25 protein-coding genes and 3 tRNA genes are annotated in these 25,755 nt (G+C 58.1%); 6 read left to right on the top strand and 22 right to left on the bottom strand.

Going from position 1 to position 25,755, the window contains the following annotated elements; genetic code table 11:
- The 7 genes from BUB69_RS16220 to BUB69_RS16190 all read right to left on the bottom strand — a co-directional run bounded on the left by BUB69_RS16220 (nucleotide 1) and on the right by BUB69_RS16190 (nucleotide 4,229).
- Nucleotides 1-261 carry an Arc family DNA-binding protein gene (locus BUB69_RS16220; RefSeq protein WP_073168519.1) on the bottom strand — a complete coding sequence of 87 codons (261 nt, stop codon included), beginning with the start codon at nucleotides 259-261 and terminating at the stop codon, nucleotides 1-3.
- Nucleotides 251-496, bottom strand: coding sequence for a hypothetical protein (locus BUB69_RS29135; RefSeq protein ID WP_073168592.1), 246 nt, complete (start codon nucleotides 494-496; stop codon nucleotides 251-253). Before BUB69_RS29135 ends, BUB69_RS16220 begins: the two co-directional genes overlap by 11 nt.
- Nucleotides 493-894 carry a hypothetical protein gene (locus tag BUB69_RS16210; RefSeq protein WP_073168517.1) on the bottom strand — a complete coding sequence of 134 codons (402 nt, stop codon included), beginning with the start codon at nucleotides 892-894 and terminating at the stop codon, nucleotides 493-495. Before BUB69_RS16210 ends, BUB69_RS29135 begins: the two co-directional genes overlap by 4 nt.
- A gap of 1 nt (nucleotide 895) precedes the next feature.
- Nucleotides 896-1,237 carry a PhlB family protein gene (locus tag BUB69_RS16205; RefSeq protein ID WP_073168515.1) on the bottom strand — a complete coding sequence of 114 codons (342 nt, stop codon included), beginning with the start codon at nucleotides 1,235-1,237 and terminating at the stop codon, nucleotides 896-898.
- Nucleotides 1,234-2,580, bottom strand: a complete 1,347-nt coding sequence (gene dnaB, locus BUB69_RS16200; RefSeq protein ID WP_084537109.1) for a replicative DNA helicase — start codon at nucleotides 2,578-2,580, stop codon at nucleotides 1,234-1,236. Before dnaB ends, BUB69_RS16205 begins: the two co-directional genes overlap by 4 nt.
- The gene (locus tag BUB69_RS16195) at nucleotides 2,580-3,272 is read right to left on the bottom strand and encodes a DUF2786 domain-containing protein (protein ID WP_073168511.1); all 693 of its coding nucleotides are present in this window, start codon (nucleotides 3,270-3,272) and stop codon (nucleotides 2,580-2,582) included. Before BUB69_RS16195 ends, dnaB begins: the two co-directional genes overlap by 1 nt.
- 96 nt (nucleotides 3,273-3,368) lie before the next feature.
- Nucleotides 3,369-4,229 (bottom strand): ParA family protein, encoded by an 861-nt coding sequence (locus BUB69_RS16190; RefSeq protein ID WP_073168509.1) that lies wholly within the window; start codon nucleotides 4,227-4,229, stop codon nucleotides 3,369-3,371.
- A 63-nt stretch (nucleotides 4,230-4,292) separates the two neighbouring features.
- Between BUB69_RS16190 and BUB69_RS16185 the strand changes: the two genes are divergently transcribed.
- A tRNA-Lys gene (locus BUB69_RS16185) sits at nucleotides 4,293-4,367 on the top strand.
- 97 nt (nucleotides 4,368-4,464) lie between these two features.
- A tRNA-Pro gene (locus tag BUB69_RS16180) sits at nucleotides 4,465-4,541 on the top strand.
- Nucleotides 4,542-4,665: 124 nt separating this feature from the next.
- Here BUB69_RS16180 and BUB69_RS16175 read toward each other — a convergent pair.
- The 9 genes from BUB69_RS16175 to BUB69_RS16140 form a co-directional block, all read right to left on the bottom strand.
- Nucleotides 4,666-5,622, bottom strand: a complete 957-nt coding sequence (locus BUB69_RS16175) for a GGDEF domain-containing response regulator (RefSeq protein WP_073168507.1) — start codon at nucleotides 5,620-5,622, stop codon at nucleotides 4,666-4,668.
- A 1-nt stretch (nucleotide 5,623) separates the two neighbouring features.
- The gene (locus BUB69_RS16170) at nucleotides 5,624-9,655 is read right to left on the bottom strand and encodes a CHASE domain-containing protein (protein WP_084537113.1); all 4,032 of its coding nucleotides are present in this window, start codon (nucleotides 9,653-9,655) and stop codon (nucleotides 5,624-5,626) included.
- Nucleotides 9,603-9,833, bottom strand: a complete 231-nt coding sequence (locus tag BUB69_RS28575) for a hypothetical protein (RefSeq protein ID WP_141121867.1) — start codon at nucleotides 9,831-9,833, stop codon at nucleotides 9,603-9,605. The genes BUB69_RS16170 and BUB69_RS28575 overlap by 53 nt, the downstream gene beginning before the upstream one ends.
- A 51-nt stretch (nucleotides 9,834-9,884) precedes the next feature.
- A complete protein-coding gene (locus tag BUB69_RS16165; protein WP_245825288.1) occupies nucleotides 9,885-10,376 on the bottom strand; it encodes a 4'-phosphopantetheinyl transferase family protein in 492 nt (163 codons plus the stop codon).
- Nucleotides 10,377-10,483: 107 nt separating this feature from the next.
- Nucleotides 10,484-14,518, bottom strand: a complete 4,035-nt coding sequence (locus tag BUB69_RS16160; protein ID WP_073168500.1) for a Pls/PosA family non-ribosomal peptide synthetase — start codon at nucleotides 14,516-14,518, stop codon at nucleotides 10,484-10,486.
- 389 nt (nucleotides 14,519-14,907) lie between these two features.
- The gene (locus tag BUB69_RS16155; protein ID WP_073168498.1) at nucleotides 14,908-16,206 is read right to left on the bottom strand and encodes an NAD(P)/FAD-dependent oxidoreductase; all 1,299 of its coding nucleotides are present in this window, start codon (nucleotides 16,204-16,206) and stop codon (nucleotides 14,908-14,910) included.
- A 63-nt stretch (nucleotides 16,207-16,269) separates the two neighbouring features.
- On the bottom strand, nucleotides 16,270-16,443 hold the full coding sequence (locus tag BUB69_RS16150) for a DUF3094 family protein (RefSeq protein ID WP_073168496.1): 174 nt from the start codon (nucleotides 16,441-16,443) through the stop codon (nucleotides 16,270-16,272).
- A 25-nt stretch (nucleotides 16,444-16,468) separates the two neighbouring features.
- Nucleotides 16,469-17,002, bottom strand: a complete 534-nt coding sequence (locus BUB69_RS16145) for an MOSC domain-containing protein (RefSeq protein ID WP_073168494.1) — start codon at nucleotides 17,000-17,002, stop codon at nucleotides 16,469-16,471.
- Nucleotides 16,999-17,628, bottom strand: coding sequence for a DUF1780 domain-containing protein (locus BUB69_RS16140; protein WP_024685626.1), 630 nt, complete (start codon nucleotides 17,626-17,628; stop codon nucleotides 16,999-17,001). Before BUB69_RS16140 ends, BUB69_RS16145 begins: the two co-directional genes overlap by 4 nt.
- A 125-nt stretch (nucleotides 17,629-17,753) precedes the next feature.
- On the opposite strand from BUB69_RS16140, the gene BUB69_RS16135 reads away from it, so the two are divergent.
- Nucleotides 17,754-18,215: a hypothetical protein gene (locus BUB69_RS16135; RefSeq protein ID WP_163032146.1), complete on the top strand. Its 462-nt coding sequence runs from the start codon at nucleotides 17,754-17,756 to the stop codon at nucleotides 18,213-18,215.
- 316 nt (nucleotides 18,216-18,531) lie between these two features.
- On the opposite strand, the gene yacG is transcribed toward BUB69_RS16135, so the two are convergent.
- From yacG to pilB, 5 genes are read right to left on the bottom strand one after another with little or no spacing between them, the layout of a single operon-like run.
- Nucleotides 18,532-18,741, bottom strand: a complete 210-nt coding sequence (gene yacG, locus BUB69_RS16130; RefSeq protein WP_073168489.1) for a DNA gyrase inhibitor YacG — start codon at nucleotides 18,739-18,741, stop codon at nucleotides 18,532-18,534.
- A complete protein-coding gene (gene coaE, locus BUB69_RS16125) occupies nucleotides 18,738-19,361 on the bottom strand; it encodes a dephospho-CoA kinase (protein ID WP_073168487.1) in 624 nt (207 codons plus the stop codon). The genes yacG and coaE overlap by 4 nt, the downstream gene beginning before the upstream one ends.
- Nucleotides 19,358-20,230: a prepilin peptidase gene (locus BUB69_RS16120; RefSeq protein ID WP_073168485.1), complete on the bottom strand. Its 873-nt coding sequence runs from the start codon at nucleotides 20,228-20,230 to the stop codon at nucleotides 19,358-19,360. Before BUB69_RS16120 ends, coaE begins: the two co-directional genes overlap by 4 nt.
- A gap of 2 nt (nucleotides 20,231-20,232) precedes the next feature.
- On the bottom strand, nucleotides 20,233-21,450 hold the full coding sequence (locus BUB69_RS16115) for a type II secretion system F family protein (RefSeq protein ID WP_073168483.1): 1,218 nt from the start codon (nucleotides 21,448-21,450) through the stop codon (nucleotides 20,233-20,235).
- A gap of 2 nt (nucleotides 21,451-21,452) precedes the next feature.
- Complete coding sequence (gene pilB, locus BUB69_RS16110) at nucleotides 21,453-23,147, bottom strand: type IV-A pilus assembly ATPase PilB (protein ID WP_073168480.1); 1,695 nt, start codon at nucleotides 23,145-23,147, stop codon at nucleotides 21,453-21,455.
- A gap of 226 nt (nucleotides 23,148-23,373) precedes the next feature.
- Between pilB and BUB69_RS16105 the strand changes: the two genes are divergently transcribed.
- Nucleotides 23,374-23,805 (top strand): pilin, encoded by a 432-nt coding sequence (locus BUB69_RS16105; protein WP_073168478.1) that lies wholly within the window; start codon nucleotides 23,374-23,376, stop codon nucleotides 23,803-23,805.
- Between the two features lie 128 nt (nucleotides 23,806-23,933).
- Nucleotides 23,934-24,010, top strand: a tRNA-Thr gene (locus tag BUB69_RS16100).
- A 59-nt stretch (nucleotides 24,011-24,069) separates the two neighbouring features.
- Here BUB69_RS16100 and BUB69_RS16095 read toward each other — a convergent pair.
- Nucleotides 24,070-24,615 (bottom strand): DUF1523 family protein, encoded by a 546-nt coding sequence (locus BUB69_RS16095; RefSeq protein ID WP_073168476.1) that lies wholly within the window; start codon nucleotides 24,613-24,615, stop codon nucleotides 24,070-24,072.
- Nucleotides 24,616-24,734: 119 nt separating this feature from the next.
- On the opposite strand from BUB69_RS16095, the gene BUB69_RS16090 reads away from it, so the two are divergent.
- Entirely contained in the window at nucleotides 24,735-25,733 is a 999-nt protein-coding gene (locus BUB69_RS16090; protein ID WP_073168474.1) for an ATP-grasp domain-containing protein, read from the top strand.
- The last annotated feature ends 22 nt before the right edge of the window (nucleotides 25,734-25,755 follow it).

Here is a 25,755-nt window from a genome sequence, read left to right as displayed (position 1 = left end):
CTATTGTCCCGCCTCAGGAAGCTGAATCACGTTGCTGGCGGGAGTGCCGCCTTTGAGCAACACATCGATCACCGCCGTTAGTCGCGCAATTTCCTGCTCGTGACGCAGACTCGCTTCAATCCTGCTCACGATTTCAGAGTTCATTGAGCGACGGTTGAGTTTGGCCGCACCGCGGACACGACCGCGCATTCCTGTCGGTAGGCGGATAACGAATTTGTCGTCTTTGTCGTCGTGAAGACTCACAGCGTCTTTATTCAGCATGGTGTTCTCCATCGAGGCTGAGGGATTGTGCGCGGCGCAGTCGAGCGCGAGCGTTGAGGCTCGCCCTCTGGTCGCTGGGTGTGAAAGATGTGTAGATAGGGGGGCATCCGCCCTTGGTGAACTTGATATGCCCGCCCCCTGTGCGATGTATCGCCCATCCCTGTGATATGGCGAACACAGCCAATTCCTGTAACGACTTTTTCGTCCCTTTCAGAGAAATGCTCAGATTGCTCATTGATGTGCCCTCGATTTACTGAAGGCGGCTGAGCGAAAGGGGATCTGATACCTGCGGGCAATAACCTCGCAGCGTTTGATTGTCTGATTGAGTGTCCCGGCAGCGGACTGAAGGGACGCACCCGCAGTGCAATGCGCTTTCAACAACCGAGCCAGCTCTGTATCTGTGAATACATCGGCTTTCTTTTTTGCCTGGGATGCAGGATTTGCCTTCAGTTGAGCCGTCTTCTCAGCATTGATGATGAAATTGGGCTCACTTGAACGTTGGCTGGGTGCGACTGTGTCGATTGAGCCCCCACGGCTCAGAAATTCGGCCATTGCCTGTTCAATACGAAGCCGCTCGCGCTCACGGTCAGACTGCAATGGAAGATCCTCGTCGGTGCGGTGGTAGTACTCCATTTCATTTCCCTCCAGACGCTGTGAGCTTGTTGCCGGACTGCATCTCTACGATTTCAACTTCGTGATCAATGAATGTGTCTGTCAGCATCTGCATGAATGCTTTTTGTGAACCTGCCGGCTTCACGCGAAACACCACTGTGTATTCATTACTGCGGGGGGCTTTGTTGATTGAAGTGACGCGCCACTCTGCGCCCAACGGCTCCAGCTCAATGAATTCGCCGGAGTGGCATCTCGGGCACTCCGGCTGCTGTCCTGGCGTTGCGAGCACCGCAGTGCGGGGCAGGTGGTGGCCGCAGTTGCAGCACTGATGGGTGATCAAGAAAGGGGTGTTCTGGGTGCTCATGCTCGAGCTCCTTGCCACGTGCTGGCCGACAGGTTTGTAAAACGAGTGTGCTGGGGGATGAAGGCGGTTCTGACTGTGCCGAGTGAGCCATTCCTGTGCTTGCCAACAATCAGCTCGGCGATGCCTTTGTGCTCGGTGTCGTTGTTGTAGACCTCATCTCGGTACACAAACAGAATCAGATCTGCATCCTGCTCAATCGCACCTGAGTCGCGGAGGTCTGCGTTGATTGGCCGTTTGTTCGGACGCCTCTCAAGTTCCCTATTGAGTTGAGAGAGCGCTACGACCGGACATTGGAATTCCTTGGCCAGCGCTTTGAGTGACCGAGATATCTCGCTGATTTCATTGGCCCGGTTTTCTCTGCCTGGGCACTGCATCATCTGCAGATAGTCGATCAAGATCAGTGCCGGTTTCCCGAACTGTCTTGCGCCTCTGCGGGCACGCGCTCGTATGGCAGACGGAGTCAGCCCCGCTTGATCGTCGATGACAAGGCGGTCACCGTAGGAGTTGAGCTTGGCTACCGCCATCGCGAGCTTCGGCCAGTCCTCATCTTCGAGTTGACCACGTATCAGTTTCTCCAGGTTCAGATGCCCAAGGATCGATAGAAGGCGGTAGATGAGCGCTTCGGCAGGCATTTCGAGGCTATAGATCTGGACGGTAGATCGTTCGTCTTTTTGCAGCGCAGGATCGACGAAGTTCAGCGCCAGGCTGGTCTTACCCATTGATGGCCTGGCAGCAACGATAATCAGGTCCGCAGGTTGTAATCCGCCCGTCAATTCGTCGAGATCTGTGAGTCCTGTAGGCACTCCCACGACCGACTCTCCAGCGTTAAAACGCAGATCTATCTTGTCGACCACCCGCAAAAGCATCTTGTTGACGTCGACAAAGTCGGATGTCTGTTGGCCTTGTCCCAGAGCAAACAGGTTCTGCTCGATGACGTCCTGGACAACGGACGCAACCGCTTGGGGGTCAGACGCCTCCCGAGCGCATGCATAGCCGTGCGAGATCAGCCGCCGAAGGTGAGCGCGATTACTCACGATGTCGGAGTAGGTCTTGATATTGGCAACCGATGGGGTGTTTCTGGCGATGTCACTCAAGTAAGCCAAACCGCCGGCCTCCTCGATGCTGGGCATTGAGTCGGCGACTGTGACCACATCAAATGGCTTGTTCGCCTCGGCCAGCACCGAGATGCTCTGAAATATCAGCTTGTGTTCGCGCTTGAAAAAGTCGTCCGCGTGGACACGATCTGCGATCAGATCCCAGGCTTCGTTGTCCAGCATGAGGCCGCCCAGTACGGCTTGTTCGGCCTCAACCGAATGCGGCGGGGACATGTCTGAAATATTCATCATGCCCCTCCAAGTCTTGCTGCGGAGGCTGAATTCTGACTAACCCCTCTGTGCAGGGCGGCTGATAATCCTTTCTCCCACCCCTGATGTTTCGATTTCAGGTCATGCCCCTTGGCCGAGGTCAGCTCAAGCTCTTTTTCGATTACGGTGGGGTGATGTAAACCGAGATAGGCACTGATGGCTTGTCGGGTTTGTTCGTCCTGTTTTCCAGCGAACTGATAGACATTACTCGCGACTGCGTCGACCCATGCTTCGGCAAAGATCCGGCCACGGCGTCTCTTTGTGGTCGGATTACAGCGTGTGAGCTGCGATACGTGTTGTCGACGAGCGAGAATCAGTTGCTGATGAAGGGCCGAATAGGCATAGGTGGCCAGATCTGGCGAGACGCTCAAGCCAATGAATTTGAATCGCCACTCTGCCGAATAGCACACAGCGATGCAGTCGCAGTCGAAAGCGCTCGCGCATGTGCTGGCCAGGTTGTGTAGCCAGGTGGGCGGAGCTCGTTTTGTACCAGTCGGAACTGACGCTTCACAAGCCAAGTGCGCGTCGACCTCAAGTTCGTCGAGCTGGTACTGTTCCATGAGCTTACGGCCCTGACGCAACGCGGTCTCCGCCTCGTTAGGCGATGCGCCCTCTGAGCGTGCCAACGCGAAACATTTGATGACTTTATCAATTATTTTTTGACGATCCATCACGCAGCCTCCCCAATGGCGCTGCTGGTCAGCGAGTCTTCCCACAACGGATATGCACCGCCTGTTTTTTCGTCACAGCCGGACAAAGTTGCCATGTCAGTGGTCCCCTTTAACGAGTGTTTCTACAGCGTTCTCGGTCATAGCCTGGAAACGAGTGGACCACTGCGGAAGGAGCTCTATAGCGAGTTCCCGAATGACCTGCAGGGCGCTTGGGGCGCGACGGTTGCTGGGTTGTTTGTACTCGATCCTGTGTGCGGACATGCCCGAGGTAGAGGCCTGACGGAAAATTACAGAAGCCGGGACAGTGCTTTGAACCACCTCAATCTCATTGTTTTCGGAAAATGTCGCCCTGATCGCTTGGTGGATTGCTCGAGCATCGTTGGTCTGGTCGAGGCAGTTCACCACGACTTTGATGGGAGGAATGTTCAGGCCGAGGCGAGAGTAAGGGCGGAGCCCTTCGAGCATGTGCAAGGTGCCACGATTGAATTCACGGGCACTCAGCATATTGGGCTGCAAAGGAGAGACCGCCAGATCTGATGCCAGGACCACCATCTCCAGCATGACGCTACGAGCGCCTTGGGTGTCGATGAGTATCAGGTCAAACTGATCCGAAAATGCTTTCAGCAAGAGAGCCAGTCGAAGCCGACCGTCCGGTGCCTGGAGCAGGAGGTTGATCAACTGATTGTTCGGGTCGTTTGACAGGATCAGCGATAAGTTTGGGATACTGGTCCGCGAAATGATTTTTTCAGGATCTGTCTGGTTGTGCGCGATCAGATCGAAAATTCCCCCGCTGACCTCCTCGGCCATGGGGTAGTAGGACGAGAGGGAAGGCTGGACCGGGTCCATGTCTATGAGTAGAACCTTCAAGCCGGAATCTGCGCAGAAACCACCCAGATTGGCGGCCAGTGTGGTCTTCCCGACACCACCTTTGGTGGACACAAGCGAAGTTATGAACATGATATAAAGCCTCTAATGGGGACATTAGAGACTGCGGTTTGGGATACGAAACGATCTCAAGCGGGGTCCTGTTTCAGCTCTCCGACCAATTGGCTTTTAACCAATTGGTCGTAGGTTCGAATCCCACACGACCCACCATTTTTGGTCAGTTTGTATCTGGCTGGATCTTAGGGAGTGATGCCATAAGCATCATCCATATAAAAAGCGCCTCTTCTGAGGTGCTTTTTAGCATCATCGGGGTATAGCGCAGTCCGGTAGCGCGCCTGCTTTGGGAGCAGGATGTCAGGAGTTCGAATCCCCTTACCCCGACCATTTTCGCCCGGCTGTATCAGGGTTGAAGATCAGGACTCAAGAACAGTTGTCTTGAATCCAACAAAAAAGGCGTCCTTCGGGGCGCCTTTTTTCGTTGTGGGCTTTCCACCAGGCGTTCAAACATTCACCTTGAAAGCCGTATCGGCACAAGCCGACTGCCGTTCCTTCCCTCACGTTTGGCCTGATACAAAGCTTGATCGGCCTCTGCCAAGAGTGCGACAACGACCGAGTCATCCAGGTGTGCGACGTCCATACCTGCGTGCGCATCGGGCATTGCCCCGGCTTCAAGGCTTGCCACGCCTATCGAAACGGTCAACCGTCCGCAATCGCTGGTCTCATGAGGCCAACCCAGGTCGTGAATGTACGTCACAATTTCCTCTGCCAGCCTGCAGGCGCCTTCCGCTCCCGTATCGGGCAGAAGAATGGCGAATTCCTCACCTCCATAGCGTGCGACCAGGTCCGTGGAGCGATGCACGCAGACCTTCAATGCCTGAGCGACGGCAATCAGGCATTCATCACCTTTCAGGTGACCGTAGGTGTCGTTGTAACGTTTGAAGAAGTCGATATCCAGCAGCAGCAGCGAAAAGGCTGCGTGAGTGCGCCGTACACGCAGCCATTCACGCTCGATGTTCTGGTCAAGAAAGCGTCGATTGGCCAAGCCGGTAAGCCCGTCTGTCTGAGCCAGCAGGTTGAGCTGGTCGATGGCCATTTTCAGACGTAGGTGGGTCTTTACGCGGGCTGTCACGATTGAGGGCTGAATGGGTTTGCCAATGAAATCCACTGCGCCCAGTGCCAGGCCGGCTTCCTCTATCCGGGTTTCGGTATGGCTGGTGATGAAAATCACCGGAATATCTTTCAGGAGTGGGTCCTCCTTCATGATTTCACATACTTCAAACCCACTTACTCCCGGCATCTCGGCATCCAGCAGGATCAAGTCCGGACGTATTTCCTGAACCATCTTGAGGGCCTGGGCACCGCCAGTGGCGAAGCGTATCTGGCCTAGCCCGTGCAGGGTTTTGCTCAGGACCCGAATGGCCGAAATGTCATCATCTACGATCAACAGGCTAGGTGTGGGTTGCATTTCAAGACTCCGTTCTCAAGTCGGCACGTTCGAGCAGCCGTAAGGCTTTTTCGAACTCAAGACCTTCAATGGCCTGCCAGAGCTGCTCGACCAACACCTCACCCGCCGCTGCCTGAAGGGCGGCAGCGGCCAGCGGGAATTGGTCCAGTGCAGCGATATCGTGGTTTTCGAGCAGTTTCTGCAAGGCTGTTAGTGCCCGTGCTGCGGTATTCGGATCGGTTTCGGCACGCGGGGTTTGCAAGGGGGCGTTTTGCAGGTGGGCACACCGATCTTGCAGCTGCGAAAAGTCTGCGCTTAGTGCTTCAAGGGTGTGCTGCGGGTCATTGCCGTCGAGGAGCAGTTTTTCCGCCTGTCCGGCCAATTGTCCAAGCGTTGAAGCCCCCAGTAAATTTGCGACGCCACGCAATTTGTGCAGATCGGCGACCAATTGGTCGGGGTTCGAATGCATCAGGCGCATGGCCGATGTGCTGTCGCTGAATCGGGCAAACTCGCTAAAAAAGCGGCGCAGGGACGTCAGAAACAATGGCAGGTCATTTCCAAGCCGGTCGGCGACCTCCTGGGTATTAATCCCCTCAATCAGAGGCCACACCGCTTCAGGCTGCTGGCTTTGCGATGTGTTGCCAACCGACAGAGGCGCTCCACGGGCTCGTTCAACAGCCAGGCGTATGGCCCTGATCAGGGCGGCCGGTTCCAGAGGTTTGGTGAGAAAGTCATTCATTCCTGCCTGCTCGGCCCGTCGACGTTCTTCGGCCAAGGCACCTGCTGTCAGTGCCAGCACTGGCAGTCGTGAAAGCCCCAACTCGCTTCGTATGCGTCGCGTCGCCTCATACCCGTCCATTTCCGGCATTTGCACGTCCATCAGAACGGCATCAAAGAAATCAGGCGTCTTACGAAGGCTTTCCAGCGCCAGCAAGCCATTGGCTGCGGTCTGCACCTGAGCGCCCTGTTGCTGCAAGAGCAGGCTTGCGACTTCCAGATTGATCTCGCTGTCGTCGACCAGCAGCAGTTTCAGCCCAGTGAGCCATTGGTTGATGGACGTGTCCATGCGCGTCGCCTGGATGACGCGCTCAGTGCTGCCCTGGTGATCCGCGATGCATGTGTTTACGGCATTGAACAGCGCCGAACTGTCCAGGGGTTTGAGCAGCACTGTGGTGGCGATGGGTTCCAGTAAGAGCCTGGTGTCAGGCTCGGTAACGAGGATGACGGGCAGTTGAGTGGTTTCGATCAGGCGTCGAATATTTTGCGTCTGTGGGCTTTGCCAATCCAGCAGCAGTACGTCTGGCTGTGGATGGCCTTCCTGATCGAGTTGTTGCAATGCCATCTGTTGCGCCTGTTCATCAACGGGACAGGTCGCGCGCCATCCAAAGCCTCGACACAGACGCTGCAATGCTTGAGACGCGTGGGACTCATCGCAGATGATGAGTACTTCCAGGCTACTGAGCATGCCGGAGGGTTCGATATCGCTCTTGCTGATCTTGAAAGGCAGCAAGACCCAGAATTCACTCCCCAGACCCGGTTCACTCCCGACGCCTACTCGTCCGCCCATTTGTTCGGCCAGCCCTCGCACGACCGACAGACCAAGTCCGGTGCCGCCAAAACGCCGGGTAGTGGAGGCGTCCGCCTGGGTGAAGGGAGAGAACAGTTGATCAAGTACTTGCGGGGCGATGCCACAGCCTGTGTCGCGTACGGTAAACCGCAGCCAGCAGTTTTCTGCGTCGCTGCTCTCACCGCTCACGGTCACGTCAATGCCGCCGTTGGCGGTGAATTTCAGCGCGTTGCCCACCAGATTCATCAGTATCTGATTGATCCTCAGCGTATCGCCGATCAGCAGTTGCGGTAACGGCGTGATGACGCTGACCTCAAAATGCAGTCCTTTTTCCTGGGCCTGGGAGTTGAACAGCTCGCGCAATTCGGCGAGCAGGTGCCGCGGATTGAAGGGGTTGCTCTCCAGTCGCAGTTCTCCTGCTTCGATTTTGGCGATGTCCAGAATGTCGTTGATGATCCCCAGCAGGGATCGCCCGGCGATCTGCAGCTTTGCCAGCAATTGGCGTTGCTGCTCATTCAGGGGCGTGTTGTAGAGCAGATGGGCGATGCCGATCACTGCATTCATGGGCGTGCGAATTTCATGGCTCATGTTGGCCAGAAACAGGCTTTTGGCAGCATTGGCGGCTTCTGCACTTGCTTTGGCTGCTTGTACTTCTGCACCTTGGCGAAGTCGTTCCGTGATGTCCTGGGCAATGCCCAAATGGCCGGTCAGCTCACCCTCGGCGGTACGGATAGGTGTGATGATCATGGACACCGGTATCGTCGAACCATCCTTGCGTACGTACGTCCATTCGCGGGTTTCCGACCCTTCAATCGCCGCTTTGTAGCTAAACACATCAATGCCTTCGATGGGCACGCCATACTCGATGCTCAGCTCTTTAGAGCGCTGATCGATTTCTTCTCGAAGATGAAAGTCCGCTGGCGTCTTGCACCTGAGCATCTCCGAGCCGCTGTAACCCAGCAACAGTTCGGCGCCTCGATTGAATACGATGATCTGACCCTGGAGATTGGTGGCGATGATCGACACTTTCGAGGACGCATCCAGCACCGTCCGCAGCAGCCCGGCGACTCTGGAAAGCTCGGCAGTGCGTTCGGTGACTTGTTGCTCAAGCTCGGCGTTGAACTCCATCAGGTAGCGCTCGACGCGCTTGCGGTCAGTGATGTCGTGCATCATCTTCGCTGCACCGAGGATCGTGCCATCTGCCTCGCGAATCAGGCTGCAGGTGATGGTCACGTCAATCAGATGGCCCTCTCTGTGCAGGCGCTGGGTTTCCAGGGTCGACCCCCGCTCACCCCGAGCGACACCTTCCAGCAACTCCTCGTCTTCGTGGATCCGGGATGACGGAACCAGAAGGGGAGCGAGCGGATTGCCCAACACTTCTTGCTCGCTGTAACCGAACATCTGCTCGGCGGCGCGGTTCCACGTGATGATCGTTCCGTCCAGTGCTTCACCGATAATGGCGTCACTTGAGTTCTCGACGATGGTTGCCAGCCTGGCCTGACCTGCAATCACTTGCTGCTTGCGCTGCCGAGACAGCAACAAGGTGCCGACCAGCCCGGTCAAGAGAAGGCTCGCCAGCACGCCGATCAAGAACACTCTGCTGGCCGGAGCAGTGCCGAGCCCGCTGACAAACTCGGGATAAGCCGCGATCTCAATGCGCCATACACGTCCATAGATCTCACGCTTGAGCGTGTACGTATGCACCACCTCCGGTGCCGAGCCATCGCCAGGCGACTGATAGATCAACTGTTCGCCATCGCCCATGTCATACAGCGCCACATGCAACCTGTGGTTGGCCGGGTCGAGGTTGCTCATGACTTCGCGCATGGCCAACGGTGAGTAAGTCCAGCCCATGAGGGCCGCTTCACGCTGTTGCACATCGTCCGGCGTTTCAGCTGTGCGATAAACAGGCAGCAAAAAGAGAAATGAACGCATAGGTTCTTCGCTGTTCTGCTTCAGCGTTATCGGCGCAGACAGGGTCGCAACTCCGGTACGCATGGCCTGAACAGCTGCATGACGTCGTCGGTCCTCGGAAGCGATATCCAGCCCCAGTGCCTGGGCATTGCGTGCCAAAGGGTCGATGAATTGAATGATGAATCGATCACCTGAATGGCTATTAAGCTCGCTGACACTGAAGTGTGGATTTCCATCCGCCCTGACGCGGCTCAGAAAAGTGGCTTCCTCGCTGGCCGGCACGCGACGAATGAAGCCGAATCCCCGCGCTCCCGGGTATTCCTTTTCAATGTTGCGTCCTCGACTGTAGAGGCTCATTTGACTGCTGTTGACGTGATCAACATCCAGCATATGAATGGCGCCGCGCAGGCCTCGCAGGCGGTATTCATAGACACGGAGCCGGGCTTGAAGGCTGTCGCCGAAGCTGTTGCCAACCTCCTTGAGTGCCAGTTCCGTTTCTCTGTCTATCGCTTTGGATTGTTCAAGGCTGGCGACATAGCTGATCAGTAGCCCCAACAACAAAACCAGTACCATCCACCCACTGAGTACCTTCAGGGAATTGGCTTTCAAAAACGTCGCACTCCTTTACATAACCAGAGCGGCGTGTCGCTGTAAGGGCGTTGCCAGATTTCAATGGGGCTTGATGATCAGCAACGTTTTCCATCACCTGAACACGGGGGCCATCAATCGCGGTTTCTTTCAGCGCAAGCATAGATCGTCCTGACTCATGTGCCAGTAAGCGTCCCGGGTTGGCATGGACGCATCAGGCCAATGCGAGCACGCCAACCCATGGCCAGGACAGCTCGACTTCAACGAGTTTGCCTGCCAATGGTCGATGTTCTGTCCATTCGGAGAGGGGCTGACCGTGCAGCTTTAAAAGAGCCTCACGCTGGCACCACGCTTTGACGAAGGCGAGCGGGCGCAGCGTTTCAGGTGTCGACAACAACTCGCAGGTTATTTGGGGACCCAGATAGTCCAGTGCGACCGTTTGCCAATGGGCAACGTCCTGCGTTTTCATCACGTCGATGCCCACAGGTCCATCGAGGTTGACCGCCGCCACCGAAAGCCCGTTTTCATGACTGATCGACAGCCCCGGCTCTGTCAGGCCCTCAATCAATAACCGAGGAGCGTGACCTGGGAGGCTGATCAGGGTGATTGCCTCAAGTGGCAGGCCGAGCCACTGCGTGAGCGAGTCACGCAGGTGACGGCGAATATGATCTCTCACCTCTGCCCTAGAAGTGCCGGGTTCGATCAAGGTACTGACCAGCAGTACGTGTTCGCGTTGTCTCGCCAATGGCAGGTGGTCGGGCTGTGGATGAGCAAGCCAGTCTTTGCCGCAGAGAACGCCGACTGGCCTGGTATTCATGCCCTGGCAGGTGCTGCCGGGCAGCCGGCCCAGCGGCTGAGCGCCGGGATGCTTTCGCCTTTCATCACCAGGGTCAGCGGACCCAGATGCGCATCGTGACCCACCTCAGCGCTGTAAAGCACAGCGCTGCGTGGGCCCATGTACACCCGCTCGCCGATGTTGACCTGATCGATCTTCATCACCCGGTCTTCGAACAGGTGCGTCTGGGGGCAGGCGCCGGCATTCAGTTCGCTGTCTGCGCCGATGTTCACGCAGTCGAATTCGGTGATATCGGTCGTATCCATGTACACCCCTCGACCGATGTTGCAGCCCAGCAGATTGAAGGCCAGCGGCAGCCACGGTGTGCCTCGCAGGTAGCGCATGAAGTGTGGCGCTGCCATGCCTTCGTAGAGGCTGGTGATGCCTTCAGATAGCCAGACAAACGGTGTCCACATAGGCGTCGCGCGCTTGCGATACCTGCCGATGAGCAACCACTTCAGGCTTGTCACCAACAGGAAATTACCCACGCTGTAGGCCAGGCCGATCATTGCCAGGTAGATCAGGACGGTGCCCCAGCGGCCTTCTTCCGTGAGAGGCATGAGGTCCAGCATGACGGTGTAACCGACCGCAATCATCACGGCATTCGGCGTGACAATACGAATGCCCTCAATCAAGCCGCGCGCCAGTCGGCGCAGCGGTGACGGCTTGAAGGTCAGCGACTCCGGGTAACCACTGGTCTGTTCGCGAGCGGGCAGGTTGATCGGCGGGGAGCCGAGCCAGGTATCGCCATTGGCCATTACGCTGTTGGGCGGCGTGCTGGAGTGAACGCCGATCAGCACGTTCTCCGGCAGCACCGTGCCGCCCGATAGGTAGCTGCCGTTACCGACAAAGCTACGATTGGAGATGACAGTGGGCTGCAGGGTCATCCAGCCGCCGTCGATGTGCTCTTCGCCCAGCATGACGGCGTCGGCGATGAACGTCTCATCGCCCAGGGTCAGCATGTCCGGGATCACACCCCTGGCACTGGAAATTTCTGCGTTACGTCCCACTTTGGCGCCCAGCAGCCTGTACCAGAAGGGGGCGTAAACCGTCGCGTAGACGCCTGACAACACGTTAAGGCTTGCCTCCTGAATGTGGCTGACCAGCCATTTGGCGCAATATGTCGTGCTGTGTACCGCGTAGCGCCCTGGTTTGAGTCGAGGCAGGGCGATCCATCGCAAGGTGGCAGAGGCCAGTGCAGTCGCGACAATCAGCACGGCGCTGGCCGGGAATGCCAGCATGAAATAACGGACGAGTTGGCCGCCCACGCTGGTGCCTGCCAGCCAAGGCAGTACGTGATGGGCGTCGAACCAGTCCATCAAGAAAAAGGTGGGGAAAACCGGAATGAAAAACAGCGTGGCGATCAACAGAATGCCTGCGATGAAAAACAGCATCTCTGCGCGCAGACGCGTGATGCGCACAGCCGGGCGCTCAGGTTGGTGCCGGGTGTCGAACGAACCCGCATCGCGTGCCGGCGAGCCTTGCCAGATCCGTCCTGCTGGCACTTCACGATTTTCTGCCAGCGCAGACTGTCCTTCCAGGTGACCCAGCGGGCCCACGACAGTGTTGCCTTCCATGATCACGTAAGAACCGACGCAGGCGTTGGTGTGCAGGGTGATTTGCCCCAGATGCAATTGGCCACGCTCGACCCGCGCGTTTTGAAAGCTGACGCCATTGCCGACACTGACGCCATCGCAGATTTCCAGCAGGTCGGGAGCACGCACCACCGCGCCGCCGATGATCACTTCTCGACCGATTCTGGCGCCCAGCGCGCGCAACCAGACCGGATAAAGTGAGGACCTGCTCAACAGGTAGGTCGGGGCCGATTCAACCATGCGATCGGCTGCCCACCAGCGAAAATAGGTCATGCCCCACAGTGGATAGACACCGGCTTTCAGGCGGCCGGCGATCAGCCATTTGCCCGCCAGCGCGATCATGAACTGTACAACGGTTGCGAGCAGGAACACCGAGACCGAGGCGAGCGTCGCCAGTGTGACGGAGTCGTCGGGTGAGCCAGTGAGGGAGTGATAGGTGAAGAATGGCGCGAGCCACTGTGACATGCGCAGGCTGACCATCACGGGCAGCGCCAAGGCCTGAGCCACGCCGCAGCGCCAGCGTCGCCAGGCTGACGGCAGCGTCCAGAGTGCGGATGCAGCGCTGGCTTCCGGCGTCTGGTCCAGCACGGCCGCAATGGCGTCAATGCGCCGCTGTTGATAGATGTCACGCACGGTGATGTGCGCAAAACGCGGATCGGCGCGCAATGACGAGGCCAGCCGCGCGGCAAAAAAAGAGTGTCCGCCCAGATCCGTGAAAAAGTCCGCATGGCGACGGATCGGCATGCCGGGAAACAGGTTGGCCAACGCGGCGAAAAGCACGACTTCACTGGGCGTTTCGGCCACGTCGGAATCAGTTGCACCGGCTTCGACCTGCAACGCACGCGCCTTGAGTGCCTTGCGATCGATCTTGCCGGACATCAGGCGCGGCATGCTTTCGAGCAGCTCGAACTGGCCCGGCACCATGTAGGGTGGCAACTGGGCCTGCAGCGCCTTGCGCAACCGGCTCGTGAACGCTGCCGGAGGCGCATCGTCGCAAACGACATAGGCGACCAGTTGGTCGAGCCCATTGTCGTTGCGCAGTAGAACCGCCACGGTTCTGACGCCAGGTTCCTGCGCCAGCAGGGCTTCGATCTCGCCGAGCTCGACGCGGAAGCCGCGAATCTTGACCTGATCATCGGCACGTCCCAGGCAATGCACGTGCCCTTCGTGATCGATGCGCGCCAGGTCGCCGGTTCGGTACAGGCGAGCATCGTGATAGCCGATGGACCAGGGGTTGGGCAGAAACTTGTCCCGGGTCAGGTCCGGGCGTCCCAGGTACCCTTCGGCCACGCCAGGGCCGAAGATGCACAGTTCGCCGGTCTGCCCGCGTGGCAGCAGAGTGGGCGGGTGTTCGCTGCCAACCTGCGTGTCATGCTCGATGACCAGCAACCCGTAGTTGGGCAGCGGCTGACCGATGTTGACCGGACGGCCCGGCGACAGCCGCGCCAGGCTCGCGGACACGGTGGCTTCGGTTGGACCATAGGTGTTGAACATCTGTCGGTCCGGCGTTGACCAGCGATCTACCAGAGATTCGGGGCACATTTCGCCGCCCAGGTTGATCAGCCGCAGGCTCGGCACGTCTTCACTGAACAGGGCCAATAACGTCGGCACCGCGTGCAGGACAGTGATCTGCTGCTCATTCAGCAGACGCGGCAGCGTCTCGGGGTCACCGCTGGTTTCCTTCGGGCCTATCCACAGCGTTGCGCCGACCAGATAGCCGATCCAGATTTCCTCGAACGACATGTCGAATGCGACCGAGAAGCCCTGATAAATGCGGTCGCTGTTACGAATGCCGAGCACTGCGTTTTCACTGCGCAGGAAGTGACAGATGCTGCGCTGTGAAATCACGATGCCTTTTGGCTTGCCGGTCGAGCCTGAGGTGTAGATTACGTAGGCAGGGTGGTCGGGCAGAGCGCCGCTGCGGTGTATCGGGGCGGCATCGGTTGGCATCAACAGCGTTTCGGCAGTCCATACGTTCAGCCCGGTGTCGCGCAACGTGGCGCCAAGGGCTTCAGTGCAAACCACGCCCAGCGCATTGGCATCCTCGACGCAAACCTGTAGACGATCCACCGGGGTGTCCAGATCCATCGGCAGCCAGGCCGCCCCGGTCTTTGCAATGCCGGCCTGCATCACCAGCAACTCGATGCCTCGCGGCAACCAGAGGCCGACGATGTGACCCGGCTTCACTCCCGCCTGAATCAGTGCCGATGCCACCTGATCGGCCTGACGATTCAACGCTCTATAACTGAGCCGGCGCTCGCCATAAATGAGCGCGATCTGCTCTGGATGCCGCTGAGCAGTGGCTTCGAGCAGATCGGCCAGTACCTCCTCGCGCAACAGTTCAGGCTGCATCGGACCGTACATCACATCCAGTAAAGGGTCGTTCTGGTACGTCTTCAACGGGTTCGTGTTATTCATGGCAGCAGGTCGTTCGCTCGTCTGAAAGAGATGCCCGAGAGGGCTTGTCGTTATGAGCACAGAGGCGGATCAACCAGAATGTGAGGTGCGTCGTGTAGCGCCAAGCGTCCGCGATATTTCAGTTTTGATACATTTTTAGCGGATGACCGGGTGGCAACAGAACATGCTGGCGAGGCCAATATCGCAAGCGCTGGCTGTACGCCACTTGAACGGTGAGATGAAGGAGGGCGTTGCGAGAAGGGGGGATCAACTGATCATTCAGGCGTACAGATGCCGTTCAGGATACTCAGCATCCAGAGGCGCAAACGGCGCAATTCGAACCCTGTAGACGCCGGGCGTAGCGGGAGGCGTGCCAACGCAAAGCATTGGCACGGTCAGCTTGTCTTCGTTTAGTGCAACTTCATCCGCGGCTCGGTGCCTTTGCCGATCCGGCTGCCCAGCATCAGCATCAGGGTGCGGAAAGTGCCGTAAAGCGCCATCTGGTGCATGCGATACAGCGACACATAAAACATCCGTGCCAGCCAGCCTTCCAGCATGACGCTGCCGGTGAGGTTGCCCATCAGGTTGCCAACGGCCGAGAAACTCGACAGCGAGATCAGCGAGCCGTAGTCCTTGTAGGTGTACTCCGGCAGGGCCTTGCCTTCGAGGCGTGCGCGCAGCGATTTGACCAGCAGTGACGCCTGCTGATGCGCGGCCTGGGCGCGAGGCGGCACGTTGCGGTCGGTGCCTTTTTGCGGGCAGGCGGCACAGTCACCGAAGGCGAAAATGTTTTCGTCGCGGGTGGTCTGCAGCGTGGGCAATACTTGCAGCTGGTTGATGCGATTGCTTTCCAGGCCATCCAGTTCGTGCAGGAACGCAGGAGCACGGATGCCCGCCGCCCAGACTTTCAGCGTCGCGGGAATGACTTCGCCGCTGGTGGTAATCAGGCTGTCGGCAGTCACTTCGCTGACGGCTGCGTTGGTCAGCACGGTCACACCGAGTTTCTGCAGGGTCTTGTGGACCGGGCTGCCAATGCGCTCGGGCAGTGCGGGCAGCACCCGAGGGCCAGCCTCGATCACCGTGATGCGCAGGTTTTCCGGCTTGATCTGACCAAGCCCGTAAGCCGCCAGTTCGTGGGCGGCGTTGTGAAGCTCTGCGGCCAGCTCGACGCCCGTGGCACCGGCACCGACAATGGCCACGGTGATTTCCTGAGCAGCGTCAGCCTGACCTGCGTGGGCGCGCAGGTAGTGGTTGAGCAACTGTTGATGGAAGCGCTCGGCCTGTTTGCGGGTGTCGAGAAACAGACAGTGCTCGGCCGCACCCTTGGTGCCGAAATCGTTGGTGGTGCTGCCGACCGCCAGCACCAGCGAGTCGTAACCCAGGCTGCGCGCAGGGACCAGTTCAGCGCCGTTCTCGTCCAGCGTGGCGGCCAGATGAACCTGCCGGCTGGCGCGATCCAGGCCTGTCATGCGGCCCAGTTGAAACTGGAAGTTGTTCCACTTGGCTTGCGCCACATAGTTGAGCTCGTCTTCATACGAGTTCAACGAGCCGGCCGCCACTTCGTGCAGCAGCGGCTTCCAGATGTGTGTGAGGTTGGCGTCCACCAGCGTAACGCTGGCTGCGCCTTTCTTGCCCAGGGTTTTACCCAGACGGGTCGCCAGCTCCAGACCGCCAGCGCCTCCGCCAACGATGACAATACGATGCGTCATAAGGATTACTCAGAAGGTTTAAGGAATTCGGGAGGAGCTCGATCTTCGCGAGCGCAAGGCAGCTCATAGCGTCAGATGGCTCAAAAAACGGCTCAGCAGGCCCAGTCCGATGACCACGACCACCAGCATGATCAGGAGCAGCCAGGGCTGAAAAGGCCTGCGCTCGACTTGATGCTGGGGCGTCTGAAGGTACTCTTCGACACGCCGTTGGTCGTCCGGGTTCAGACGGCTGCTCATTTTATGTCTCGTCTCGTGTCTCGTTTCAGGCGCGCTGCCTGGCAGGAGGCCATGGATCATTGCTGTCCAGCGGCTCGACCTGAAGGGTGTCGTCGAGCCGGATGATTCCGCTTTGTATCACTCGGGCCGTGATTCCGCCATGCCCGCGCACCGCTTGAAAGGTCCCGTGGCCGAGCCGTTGCTCAAGGCGCGCGCATGGCTGGCACCAGCCGGTGGTTTCAAAGATGGCCTGACCGATCCTGAAGCGCCGCCCCTTGAGGCTGAACAGATTGATGCCGCTGATCGCCAGGTTGCGCCGCAGGTCCTGTGGCACGATGGGGTTTTCAGCAGGCCGGTTCAAGAGCGAACTGACCACCGCCAGGTGTTCCCACTGAATCAGCGTGACCTGTCGGGCGTTGCGCGGACCGGGGCGCGTGTGATCGCCGGTCAGACCGGCCTCGCGACGCGCCTCGACAGCGTCCAGCTCGATCATGTCGACACGTGACTCGGGCCGCACGCCAATCCAGCGCACACGACCTTGCTGCGGGACATCGGCCAGCAGTTCTTGCAACGGGCTCATAAACTGATTCCAACATCGAAAACGACACTGCGGCCCAGATTGGTCCGCAGAAAATCCGGGGCATCCGGGTGCGCGAACAATACCCGAGCGAACGTCGGCCCGACCAGCGACAGCGAGCGCCAGCCCTGACGCAGATATTCGGTGGGCGGCGGAAAATGGCTGTTGAGGTCCAGCACTTCGCGCTTGAGGCTGGCGAAGGCAATGATATCCAGTTCGCCGAGGTCAATGCCCCGTTCGCGGTAGTTGTGGGATTTCTTGCGCAGTGTAGGGGCGAGGCGTCGCAACAGTTCGGAGGCGGGAATGCGCTTGGGCTTGGCCTCGCGGCGCACCAGCTGGCTCAGGGAAAAGGCGCTGCGTCGTCGCTCCAGCTCCTCGCGCCACTCGTCATTGAGACGGCGACCTTCGTCCAGCACGAAAAACACCTCGAAGCAGGCGTCACGAAACAGCACGTCCGGCGGCTCCTGGCCGGCGGGCGTGAAGTCTTCATTGCGATGGGCGATGTTCAGGCCCTGCAACAGGCGCTGACACACCCAACGCTCACGCTCCCACTTTCGCGCATTGGAAAGAAAGGCGTTGGCTTGTTCGGCCTGGATCGTCAACAGGCGTAAGTAGTCTGAGTCATCCATGGGCCCAAGCTTAGCGTTCTAATCGCTGTCACTGGAAGAGTGAATGTGTAGGTGTAGACTGGCACTCGATCTTGACTGGCCGCGATGGCCTTCCGGCAAACAGTACCTTTTCGAGGAATACCCCGTTGAAATTTCTGCCCCTGCTGTTTCTGGCCCTGCTGCCGCTCACGGCCAACGCCCTGCAAACCGGCGAACACCTCGCGCCATGGACGCTGCTTGATCAGTACGATCAGCCGTACACCCTGAACGACCAGACACAAACCCTGCTGGTTGCCAGAAGCATGGACGCCGCCAAGCTGGTCAACGCCGCGCTTGCCGACAAACCCAAGGGCTTCCTCGAATCACGCCACACCGTCTTCGTGGCCGACATTCAGAAAATGCCGAGCATCATCGCCAAAATGTTCGCCATCCCCAAAATGCGTGACTACACCTACCGCGTCATGCTCGACCGCGAGGCACGCATCGTGCCGCAGTACGCTGGCGACGAGGATAAAGTGCTCTGGTTGCAATTGCGCGACGGGAAGCTGGTCAGTCAGCAGCAGTTCGCAAGTGCCGATCAGTTGCGTGTGGCGCTGGAAAGGCCGTAACGGAGGGGTGTGATCCTGTCGGGGCCAAGCGAAAGTATCTGACTGAATGCATACCTTGTGGGAGGCGGCTTGCCGGCGATGGCGTCAGTTCAGTCGCTGATAGGTCGCTTCAGAAACGCATCGCCGGCAAGGCGCCTCCCGCAGTCCATTGGTTGCAGTGAGACTTTTGGTTAACGATGATCGCTGGAGCTTGGGAAGGATCAGTGTCTACCCCGCGCTGACCGTGCTCACGCTCCGCGTCACATTCTTGAGCGAACGCAGAGCGTGGTAAGGATCATCAGGCGATGGAGTTGCTCGCGAAAAGAATCAGTTAGCCTCAATGCCCTCTGTGCGGCGCTTCCAGATCGCCTGAAAACAGATCGTCTTCGGCATCCGGGCTGACCGGGATGGCATGTTCTTCCGATGCCCAGGCACCGAGGTCGATCAGCTTGCAGCGGTCCGAGCAGAACGGGCGGTTGGGGCTGGCCGCGCTCCATTCCACAGGTGCGTCGCAGGTCGGGCATTGAACGATCATTGGTTGGCTCATGATTGGCCTCCACGCAAAGTAAGGTAAAAGTGGTGCAGCCGCTCGACTTCGCTTTTCAGCCAGGCCGTATCACGGTCATTGATCAGCACATCGTCGGCATGGCGCAGACGATCTTCGCGCTGCGCCTGGACCTTGAGGATGGCCTGGACCTGCTCCTGACTTGAGCGGTCGCGCAGCATGGTGCGCTCTATTTGCAGAGACTGAGGCACGTCGATCACCAGTAGCCTCTGGACCGTTCGGTACTGGCCGGATTCGATCAGCAGCGGCGAGACCAGAATGGCGTAGGGCGATGTCGCGTTCGCCAGATAGCGGGCGATCTCCTGATTGATCAGCGGATGCAGCAGCGATTCAAGCCAGCGACGTTCGTCAGGCTGCTCGAAGATCAGCTTGCGCAACGCGCTGCGATCCAGCTCGCCGCCGGGTTGTAACACGCCAGGGCCGAAGTGTTCGGCAATCTGATCCAGCGCCGGACGACCCGGTTCGACCACCCAGCGTGCCGCATGGTCGGCGTCCACGGCCTGGATGCCCAGGTCGATAAAGCACTGCGCCGCTGCACTTTTACCGCTACCAATGCCGCCTGTGAGGCCGAGAATCCAGGGTTTTTGATCAGGGTGGGTCATTTGAAACCGGCAAACTGCAAATAGGAGTCGGTTATTTGACCACCCCAGAGCAAAGCGATCCACCCCGCAATGGCCAGATAAGGACCGAAGGGGATTGGCGTACCGGATTCAACATTGCGCACGCGCATCAGGATCACGCCCAGAACGGCGCCTACCAGCGAGGACAGCAGAATGGTCAGCGGCAGAATCTGCCAGCCGCCCCACGCTCCGAGCATTGCCAGTAATTTGAAGTCGCCATAGCCCATGCCTTCCTTGCCGGTGATCAGCTTGAACAGCCAGAACACCGACCACAACGCCAGGTAACCGGCCACCGCGCCCCACAGCGCGTCACTCAACGCGGTGAAGAGGCCGAACGTGTTCACGATCAGCCCCAGCCACATCAGGGGCAGCACCAGTGAGTCCGGCAGCAACTGCGTGTCGGCGTCGATCAGGCTCATGGCCAGCAGGCCCCAACTCAACACCAGCATCGCCGCCGCTTGCCAGCCAAAGCCGAAATGCCAGGCGACGTAGGCCGACAGCAGCGCGCAGGCCAGTTCGACCAGCGGATAACGCTTGCTGATCGCAGACTGGCATTGCGAGCACTTGCCGCGCAGCAGCAAGTAGCTGATGACCGGCACGTTCTCCCAGGGGCGAATGCTGTGGGCGCAGTGCGGGCAACTGGAGTGCGGGAGAATCAGGTTGAAGGGGGACTGTTCGGGCTCGGCAGGCAAGCCCAGCATTTCCCGCGACTGGGCTTTCCAGTCACGCTCCATCATCTTTGGCAGGCGATACACCACGACGTTGAGAAAGCTTCCGACCAGCAGGCCAAGCACGCCACTGAAAATAACAAAGGCCAGCATCGAGCTGGCCAGGAAATCGAGAAGGGGCATAGTCAGACGACATTTCCAAGTTTGAAGATCGGCAGGTACATGGCGATCACCAGCCCGCCGACGATAACGCCCAGTACGGCCATGATCATCGGCTCCATCAGGCTGGTCAGGCTGTCGACCATGTTGTCGACTTCATCCTCGTAATAGGTGGCGACCTTGTCGAGCATGCTGTCCAGCGCGCCGGATTCCTCACCAATGGCCGTCATCTGAATGGCCAGGCTCGGGAATACACCGGTCGAGCGCATCGAGAAATTCAACTGCATGCCGGTCGAAACATCCTGCCTGATTTTGTGGACCGCGTTGCGGAACACCACGTTGCCGGTGGCACCAGCAACTGAATCAAGCGCCTCGACCAACGGGACGCCTGCCGAGAAGGTGGTGGCCAGAGTCCGCGCGTAGCGTGCTACAGATGACTTGAAGATCAGTGGGCCAATGATGGGTGTTTTCAACAAGAATCTGTCGATGCTATCGCGAAATTTCTCGGATTTTTTGTAGGCGTTTTTGAATAAATAGTAGGCGCCGATCAATAGTCCGAGAGCGACCAGCCACCAGCGTTGCATGACCTCTGAAAGCCAGATGACCATCAATGTAAATGCTGGCAACTCGGCCCCAAAGCTTGAGAATATCGACTGAAACTGCGGGACGACTTTAATGAGCAGAATACCGGACACAATCATGGCGACTATCAGAACAGCCGCGGGGTAGGTCATGGCTTTTTTGATCTTGGCTTTGAGCTTTTCGGTCTTTTCTTTATAGGTTGCGACGCGGTCCAGCAGGCTTTCCAGGGCACCAGCCTGTTCGCCTGCATCCACCAGGTTGCAAAACAGGTCATCGAAATATTCCGGTTTCTTACGCAAGGCGGTTGCAAAGCTGTTGCCTGCCGAAACCTCTTGTTTGAGCGTGCCGATCAGGGAGCGCATATTCGGGTTCTCGCTGCCATCGATAATAATGTCGAAGGATTGCAGCAGCGGAACGCCCGCTTTCATCATTGTCGCCATCTGTCTTGAGAAGAAGGCGATGTCCAACGGTTTTATTTTTTTGCCGTTGCCGAAAATCGACACCGCTTTTTTGCGCACTTTGGTCGGGTTGATACCCTGCTTGCGCAACTGAGCCTTGACCAGCGCCAGGTTGTGGCCGCTCAGTTCACCGTTGATCTTGCTGCCTTTCTTGTCAACGCCTTCCCAGGTGAAAACACTGACTTTGACTGCCTTGCTGGCCATGCTTAATCCTTGGTCACGCGATTGACTTCTTCCAGGCTGGTAATGCCCTGCATGGCTTTCGAAAGGCCTGAGGTGCGCAGGTCATTGAAGCCGTCCTTGCGCATTTGCCTGGAAATTTCCAGCGAATTGCCTTCTTCCATGATGATGCGTTCCAGCTCAGGCGTTTTCTTGACGACCTCGTAAATGCCGACCCGCCCCTTGTACCCGCCGTTGCACTGATTACAGCCAACCGGGCCGTAGATCTTGAACGTGCCTATTTTCGACTCGGGAAAACCTTCCTGAAGCAGTGTTTCGCGGGGAATATCCAGCTCTTTTTTGCAGTGGGAGCATAGCTTGCGAGCCAGACGTTGCGCGATGATCAGGTTGATCGCCGTGGCAATGTTGAAGGCTGCGACCCCCATGTGGTGCAAACGGGTCAGGGTTTCCGCCGCGCTGTTGGTGTGCAGCGTGGACAAGACCATGTGACCGGTCTGCGAGGCCTTGATGGCGATTTCTGCCGTTTCCAGGTCGCGGATCTCGCCGACCATGATCACGTCAGGGTCCTGACGCAAGAACGCGCGCAGCGCCTGAGAGAAGTCCATGCCCTGACGCGGATTGACGTTGACCTGGTTGATGCCTTCCAGGTTGATCTCGACCGGGTCTTCGGCGGTTGAAATGTTGATGTCCACCGTGTTGAGGATGTTGAGGCCTGTGTACAGCGACACGGTCTTGCCGGAGCCGGTGGGGCCTGTGACCAGAATCATCCCCTGTGGCTGCTTCAACGCTTCCAGATACAGTGCCTTCTGCTCAGGCTCGTAGCCCAGGGCATCAATGCCCATCTGGGCGCTGGTCGGATCGAGAATCCGCATCACGATTTTCTCGCCCCACAGCGTCGGCAGGGTGTTCATACGAAAATCGATGGCCTTGGTCTTGGAGACGCGCAGCTTGACCCGTCCGTCCTGAGGCTTGCGTCGCTCGGAAATGTCCAGGCTGGCCATAACCTTCAAACGCGCAGCGATTCGGCTGGCGAGGTGAATCGGCGGCCGGGCGACTTCATGCAGGATGCCGTCGGTGCGCAGGCGCACGCGAAATACTTTCTCATAAGGCTCAAAGTGCAGGTCCGAAGAGCCCAGCCGGATCGCGTCCAGCAGCATCTTGTTGACGAAGCGCACCACCGGTGCGTCATCGGCATCGCTCTGTTCGCTGAGAGAAGACTCCTTGCCGTCGCTGATTTCGATGTCCAGACCGAGGTCGACATCGGCCAGATCGCCCAGACCGCTGTTGGCGTCGAAAAACTTGTCGATGGCGTCACTGAGCTTGTCGTCCTCCACCAGAATCGCTTCGGTGTTGAGGCCGGTGCTGAACTGAATGTCGGTGACGGCCTGGTGGTTGGTCGGGTCCGAGATGCCGATGAACAGCTTGTTGCCCCGACGCCACAACGGTAACGCGTGGTGCTGGCGAACCAGCTTCTCACTGACCAACCCTTTGGGCTGACTTTCCTTGTCCAGGCTCGCAAGGTCCATGAACGGCACGCCGAATTGATCGGAGGCCATCTGGGCAAGCGTCAGACTTTTGACCAGCTTGTTCTGAACCAGGTAGCTGACCAACGAGATCTTGTCGCGCTTGGCGTTTTGGTTAGCCTGCTGCGCAGCTTTTTCAGAAAGAAGCTCGGCCAGCACCAGTTGCTTGGCAAGCCCCGTGAGAACGACATCAGACATAACACCACCACGCACAGACAATGCGAGGGTTATATCGCAGTCCGAGGGTGCTGCCAAATGGCAGGAGGGGATGTGACGAAAATTGTCAGTTTCTGCTGATTTCAGAACGCTTCCGCGCGCGCTGGCTTGCGTTTCAACCCGCAAACTGTGCGGTGTGTCACATTGGCATGACGTGTGCTTTACTCCTCGCAAGGCACCCAAAATTGACGCCTCGGAGAAGTACGCGATGAAAGCACAAAAAGGTTTTACGTTGATCGAATTGATGATCGTGGTAGCGATCGTGGGTATTTTGGCGGCCGTGGCGATCCCGTCCTATCAGAACTATGCGAAAAAAGCTGCTTACACCGAGGTTCTGGCTGCGATGGCGTCTGTTAAAACAGCGGTCGGAGTGTGTGTCGCACAGCAAGGCAACTTGACTGATTGCGACACTGCCGCCAAGGTTGGCGTCACGTTGCCGTCAGCCGTGGCGCTGCCTAGTGTTGTCAATACAATCACTATCACCGGCACCACAGCTGCGATCACTGCTACTCCTAACGCCACTAAAGGCATTCTGACTACAGATACCTGCTCGCTCGCTCCAGCCATTACAGGTGCAGGCGCTCCGGTTACCTGGACTTACACCGGTGTGTGCGTGAACAACGGGTATATCAAGAACTAATTTGGGCTTGTTTAGCTGAAAAGGACCCGGTCAATGGCCGGGTTTTTTTACGCCTGCGATTTGACCGTGCACAGGCTGTAAGCTTGCCTATGCTCAGTAATGGAAGTCTTAGGCGTGAACCCCGCCAAGCCGAAATAGCTCAGTCCGGTAGAGCAGCGCACTCGTAACGCGAAGGTCGCAGGTTCGATTCCTGTTTTCGGCACCAGAAAAAAAATCCCGATCAGCGATGATCGGGATTTTTTCGTTTCGGGTTAAGCCTCGGCCTTACCTCACCACTTGATCCACACGGGGTTGTCGGCGGAAGCGGCGGCGGATCACGACCACAATCAGAACCAGCAGCAAGGTCAGGACGCTGAAGAAGATCGCGTTGAACACCGGGAAGGGTTCGTCACGGGTGGTCACGGCTTCGATCTGGGTCACGTTGGGGAACATCGAGAGGATCTGAATGCGCCAGCCGTAGTAGCGGATGAGCGCCAGTTGCTGCGAGTCGCGGGAATAGCCCTGGGCCTTGGCCTGGATGTCGGCGGAGTCGAACTTGAAGTACCACGGGAAGCTCCAGCCGGTGTCTTCGTTGCGGTACACCACTACGCTCTTGTTGTCCGGGTGTTCGGTGTTGATGAAATACACGTCGCGGGTCGGACCGTCAGCCGGGTTTTCAGCGTTGATCACGCCGTCGGCGTCCATTCTTTTGACTTCCACCCCGGTGATCATCACGACATCATGGCGCGGCAGGACGTAATAGAGGCTTAATGCGCCGATCCCGAACGCTACGAACACCACAAGCCCAATCGACCTTTTAAGCCACTTCATACCAGCGTCCTCTGTTTAAAATTGCGTGACTTTGCCTTAATCCGAACATTTCGAAGCAAAACAGTTATTACAAAATTCGACAAGGCCGTCTGAGGCGGGCTTGTCTTCCGGAGATTCACATGATTTGGTTCCTTGAAGGGCAGTCCAGCCAGCGCGAAGTGATCATGGGCGCGCGTGATGCCTTGCCGGCTTCGGTGCAGATTGTCGCCTCCCATCGACAATTGCGCCCGGAGATCACCGGGCAGGCCGACGTGGCCTTGCAGGAGCCTGCCGATAACGACGAACGCATCGACTGGGTCATCGAAACCGCCCGCACACTCGGCGTCAAGGTCATCCTCGCCGGGCGCGTGGGCAGCGTATACGAAGCCCAGCGTGAACGCTTCATTGCTGAAGGCTTCGACCTGGTCACCGGTGGAACGTCCATGCAGACTTTTATCGATGTCGACGACAAGAGCCGCTTCACCGCTCAGGCGCAGGCGGCCGGTCTGGCGTGCATTCCGGGCCTGACTGCCTGTAATGCCGAAGAGCTTCAGACAGCTTATGACACGCTTTCGGCTTGCGGCGAGGTGTGCATCAAGCCTACGGTCGGGATCTTTGGTCATGGCTTCTGGCGGTTCAAGGCAGGCATCGATGATTTCCGCATGTTTTCCAACCCGGATGCGCGCGAAACCACCTTTCAGGCTTACCTTAATGCCTATCGCCAGTCCGACGACCGTCCGCCGATGCTGCTGATGCCGTATATGCCGGGCAGCGAGTGTTCGGTGGACATGGTGTGTGAGCAGGGCAAGGCGGTGGCGTTCGTCGGGCGGCGCAAGCAAGGGCTGAATCAGACGTTCGAGCGTGACAGTGAAGCCGTGCGTCTGGCGGTCAGGGCTGCCGAGCATTTTGCCTGTGACGGGTTGATCAACGTGCAGACCCGCGATGACGAGCATGGCATGCCGCATCTGCTGGAAATCAATCCACGTTATTCAGGTGGCATTGGCTACACGCGGGAGACCGGTGTGAATCTGCCGGGAATTTTCGCCACACGGCGTCTGGGCTTGAAAGAACCGGAAACACATTGGCTTGATGATATTCGAGTCAAGGCCATCACCGTTGCCGTGCGGGCCGCTGTATGATCCGCACAATAGATTTTTGCTA

Origin of the sequence: Pseudomonas asturiensis (assembly GCF_900143095.1) — a bacterium.
In the GTDB taxonomy this organism is placed as follows: domain Bacteria; phylum Pseudomonadota; class Gammaproteobacteria; order Pseudomonadales; family Pseudomonadaceae; genus Aquipseudomonas; species Aquipseudomonas asturiensis.
Note: the sequence above shows the minus strand (reverse complement) of the source record. Positions and strands in the feature narration are given on the sequence as shown.

What these genes read in the sequence shown, in the direction of transcription:
- BUB69_RS16195 (WP_073168511.1), bottom strand. Translation starts at nt 3,272, where the DNA reads ATGGATCGTCAAAAAATAATTGATAAAGTCATCAAATGTTTCGCGTTG.
- BUB69_RS16145 (WP_073168494.1), bottom strand. Translation starts at nt 17,002, where the DNA reads ATGAGCCCGTTGCAAGAACTGCTGGCCGATGTCCCGCAGCAAGGTCGT.
- BUB69_RS16170 (WP_084537113.1), bottom strand. Translation starts at nt 9,655, where the DNA reads ATGGTACTGGTTTTGTTGTTGGGGCTACTGATCAGCTATGTCGCCAGC.
- BUB69_RS16160 (WP_073168500.1), bottom strand. Translation starts at nt 14,518, where the DNA reads ATGAATAACACGAACCCGTTGAAGACGTACCAGAACGACCCTTTACTG.
- BUB69_RS16140 (WP_024685626.1), bottom strand. Translation starts at nt 17,628, where the DNA reads ATGGATGACTCAGACTACTTACGCCTGTTGACGATCCAGGCCGAACAA.
- BUB69_RS29135 (WP_073168592.1), bottom strand. Translation starts at nt 496, where the DNA reads ATGAGCAATCTGAGCATTTCTCTGAAAGGGACGAAAAAGTCGTTACAG.
- BUB69_RS16120 (WP_073168485.1), bottom strand. Translation starts at nt 20,230, where the DNA reads ATGCCCCTTCTCGATTTCCTGGCCAGCTCGATGCTGGCCTTTGTTATT.
- BUB69_RS16220 (WP_073168519.1), bottom strand. Translation starts at nt 261, where the DNA reads ATGCTGAATAAAGACGCTGTGAGTCTTCACGACGACAAAGACGACAAA.
- dnaB (WP_084537109.1), bottom strand. Translation starts at nt 2,580, where the DNA reads ATGAATATTTCAGACATGTCCCCGCCGCATTCGGTTGAGGCCGAACAA.
- coaE (WP_073168487.1), bottom strand. Translation starts at nt 19,361, where the DNA reads ATGACCCACCCTGATCAAAAACCCTGGATTCTCGGCCTCACAGGCGGC.
- yacG (WP_073168489.1), bottom strand. Translation starts at nt 18,741, where the DNA reads ATGAGCCAACCAATGATCGTTCAATGCCCGACCTGCGACGCACCTGTG.
- BUB69_RS16155 (WP_073168498.1), bottom strand. Translation starts at nt 16,206, where the DNA reads ATGACGCATCGTATTGTCATCGTTGGCGGAGGCGCTGGCGGTCTGGAG.
- BUB69_RS16205 (WP_073168515.1), bottom strand. Translation starts at nt 1,237, where the DNA reads ATGAGCACCCAGAACACCCCTTTCTTGATCACCCATCAGTGCTGCAAC.
- BUB69_RS16090 (WP_073168474.1), top strand. Translation starts at nt 24,735, where the DNA reads ATGATTTGGTTCCTTGAAGGGCAGTCCAGCCAGCGCGAAGTGATCATG.
- BUB69_RS16175 (WP_073168507.1), bottom strand. Translation starts at nt 5,622, where the DNA reads ATGCAACCCACACCTAGCCTGTTGATCGTAGATGATGACATTTCGGCC.
- BUB69_RS16115 (WP_073168483.1), bottom strand. Translation starts at nt 21,450, where the DNA reads ATGGCCAGCAAGGCAGTCAAAGTCAGTGTTTTCACCTGGGAAGGCGTT.
- BUB69_RS16190 (WP_073168509.1), bottom strand. Translation starts at nt 4,229, where the DNA reads ATGTTCATAACTTCGCTTGTGTCCACCAAAGGTGGTGTCGGGAAGACC.
- BUB69_RS16105 (WP_073168478.1), top strand. Translation starts at nt 23,374, where the DNA reads ATGAAAGCACAAAAAGGTTTTACGTTGATCGAATTGATGATCGTGGTA.
- pilB (WP_073168480.1), bottom strand. Translation starts at nt 23,147, where the DNA reads ATGTCTGATGTCGTTCTCACGGGGCTTGCCAAGCAACTGGTGCTGGCC.
- BUB69_RS28575 (WP_141121867.1), bottom strand. Translation starts at nt 9,833, where the DNA reads ATGCTTGCGCTGAAAGAAACCGCGATTGATGGCCCCCGTGTTCAGGTG.
- BUB69_RS16150 (WP_073168496.1), bottom strand. Translation starts at nt 16,443, where the DNA reads ATGAGCAGCCGTCTGAACCCGGACGACCAACGGCGTGTCGAAGAGTAC.
- BUB69_RS16210 (WP_073168517.1), bottom strand. Translation starts at nt 894, where the DNA reads ATGGAGTACTACCACCGCACCGACGAGGATCTTCCATTGCAGTCTGAC.
- BUB69_RS16095 (WP_073168476.1), bottom strand. Translation starts at nt 24,615, where the DNA reads ATGAAGTGGCTTAAAAGGTCGATTGGGCTTGTGGTGTTCGTAGCGTTC.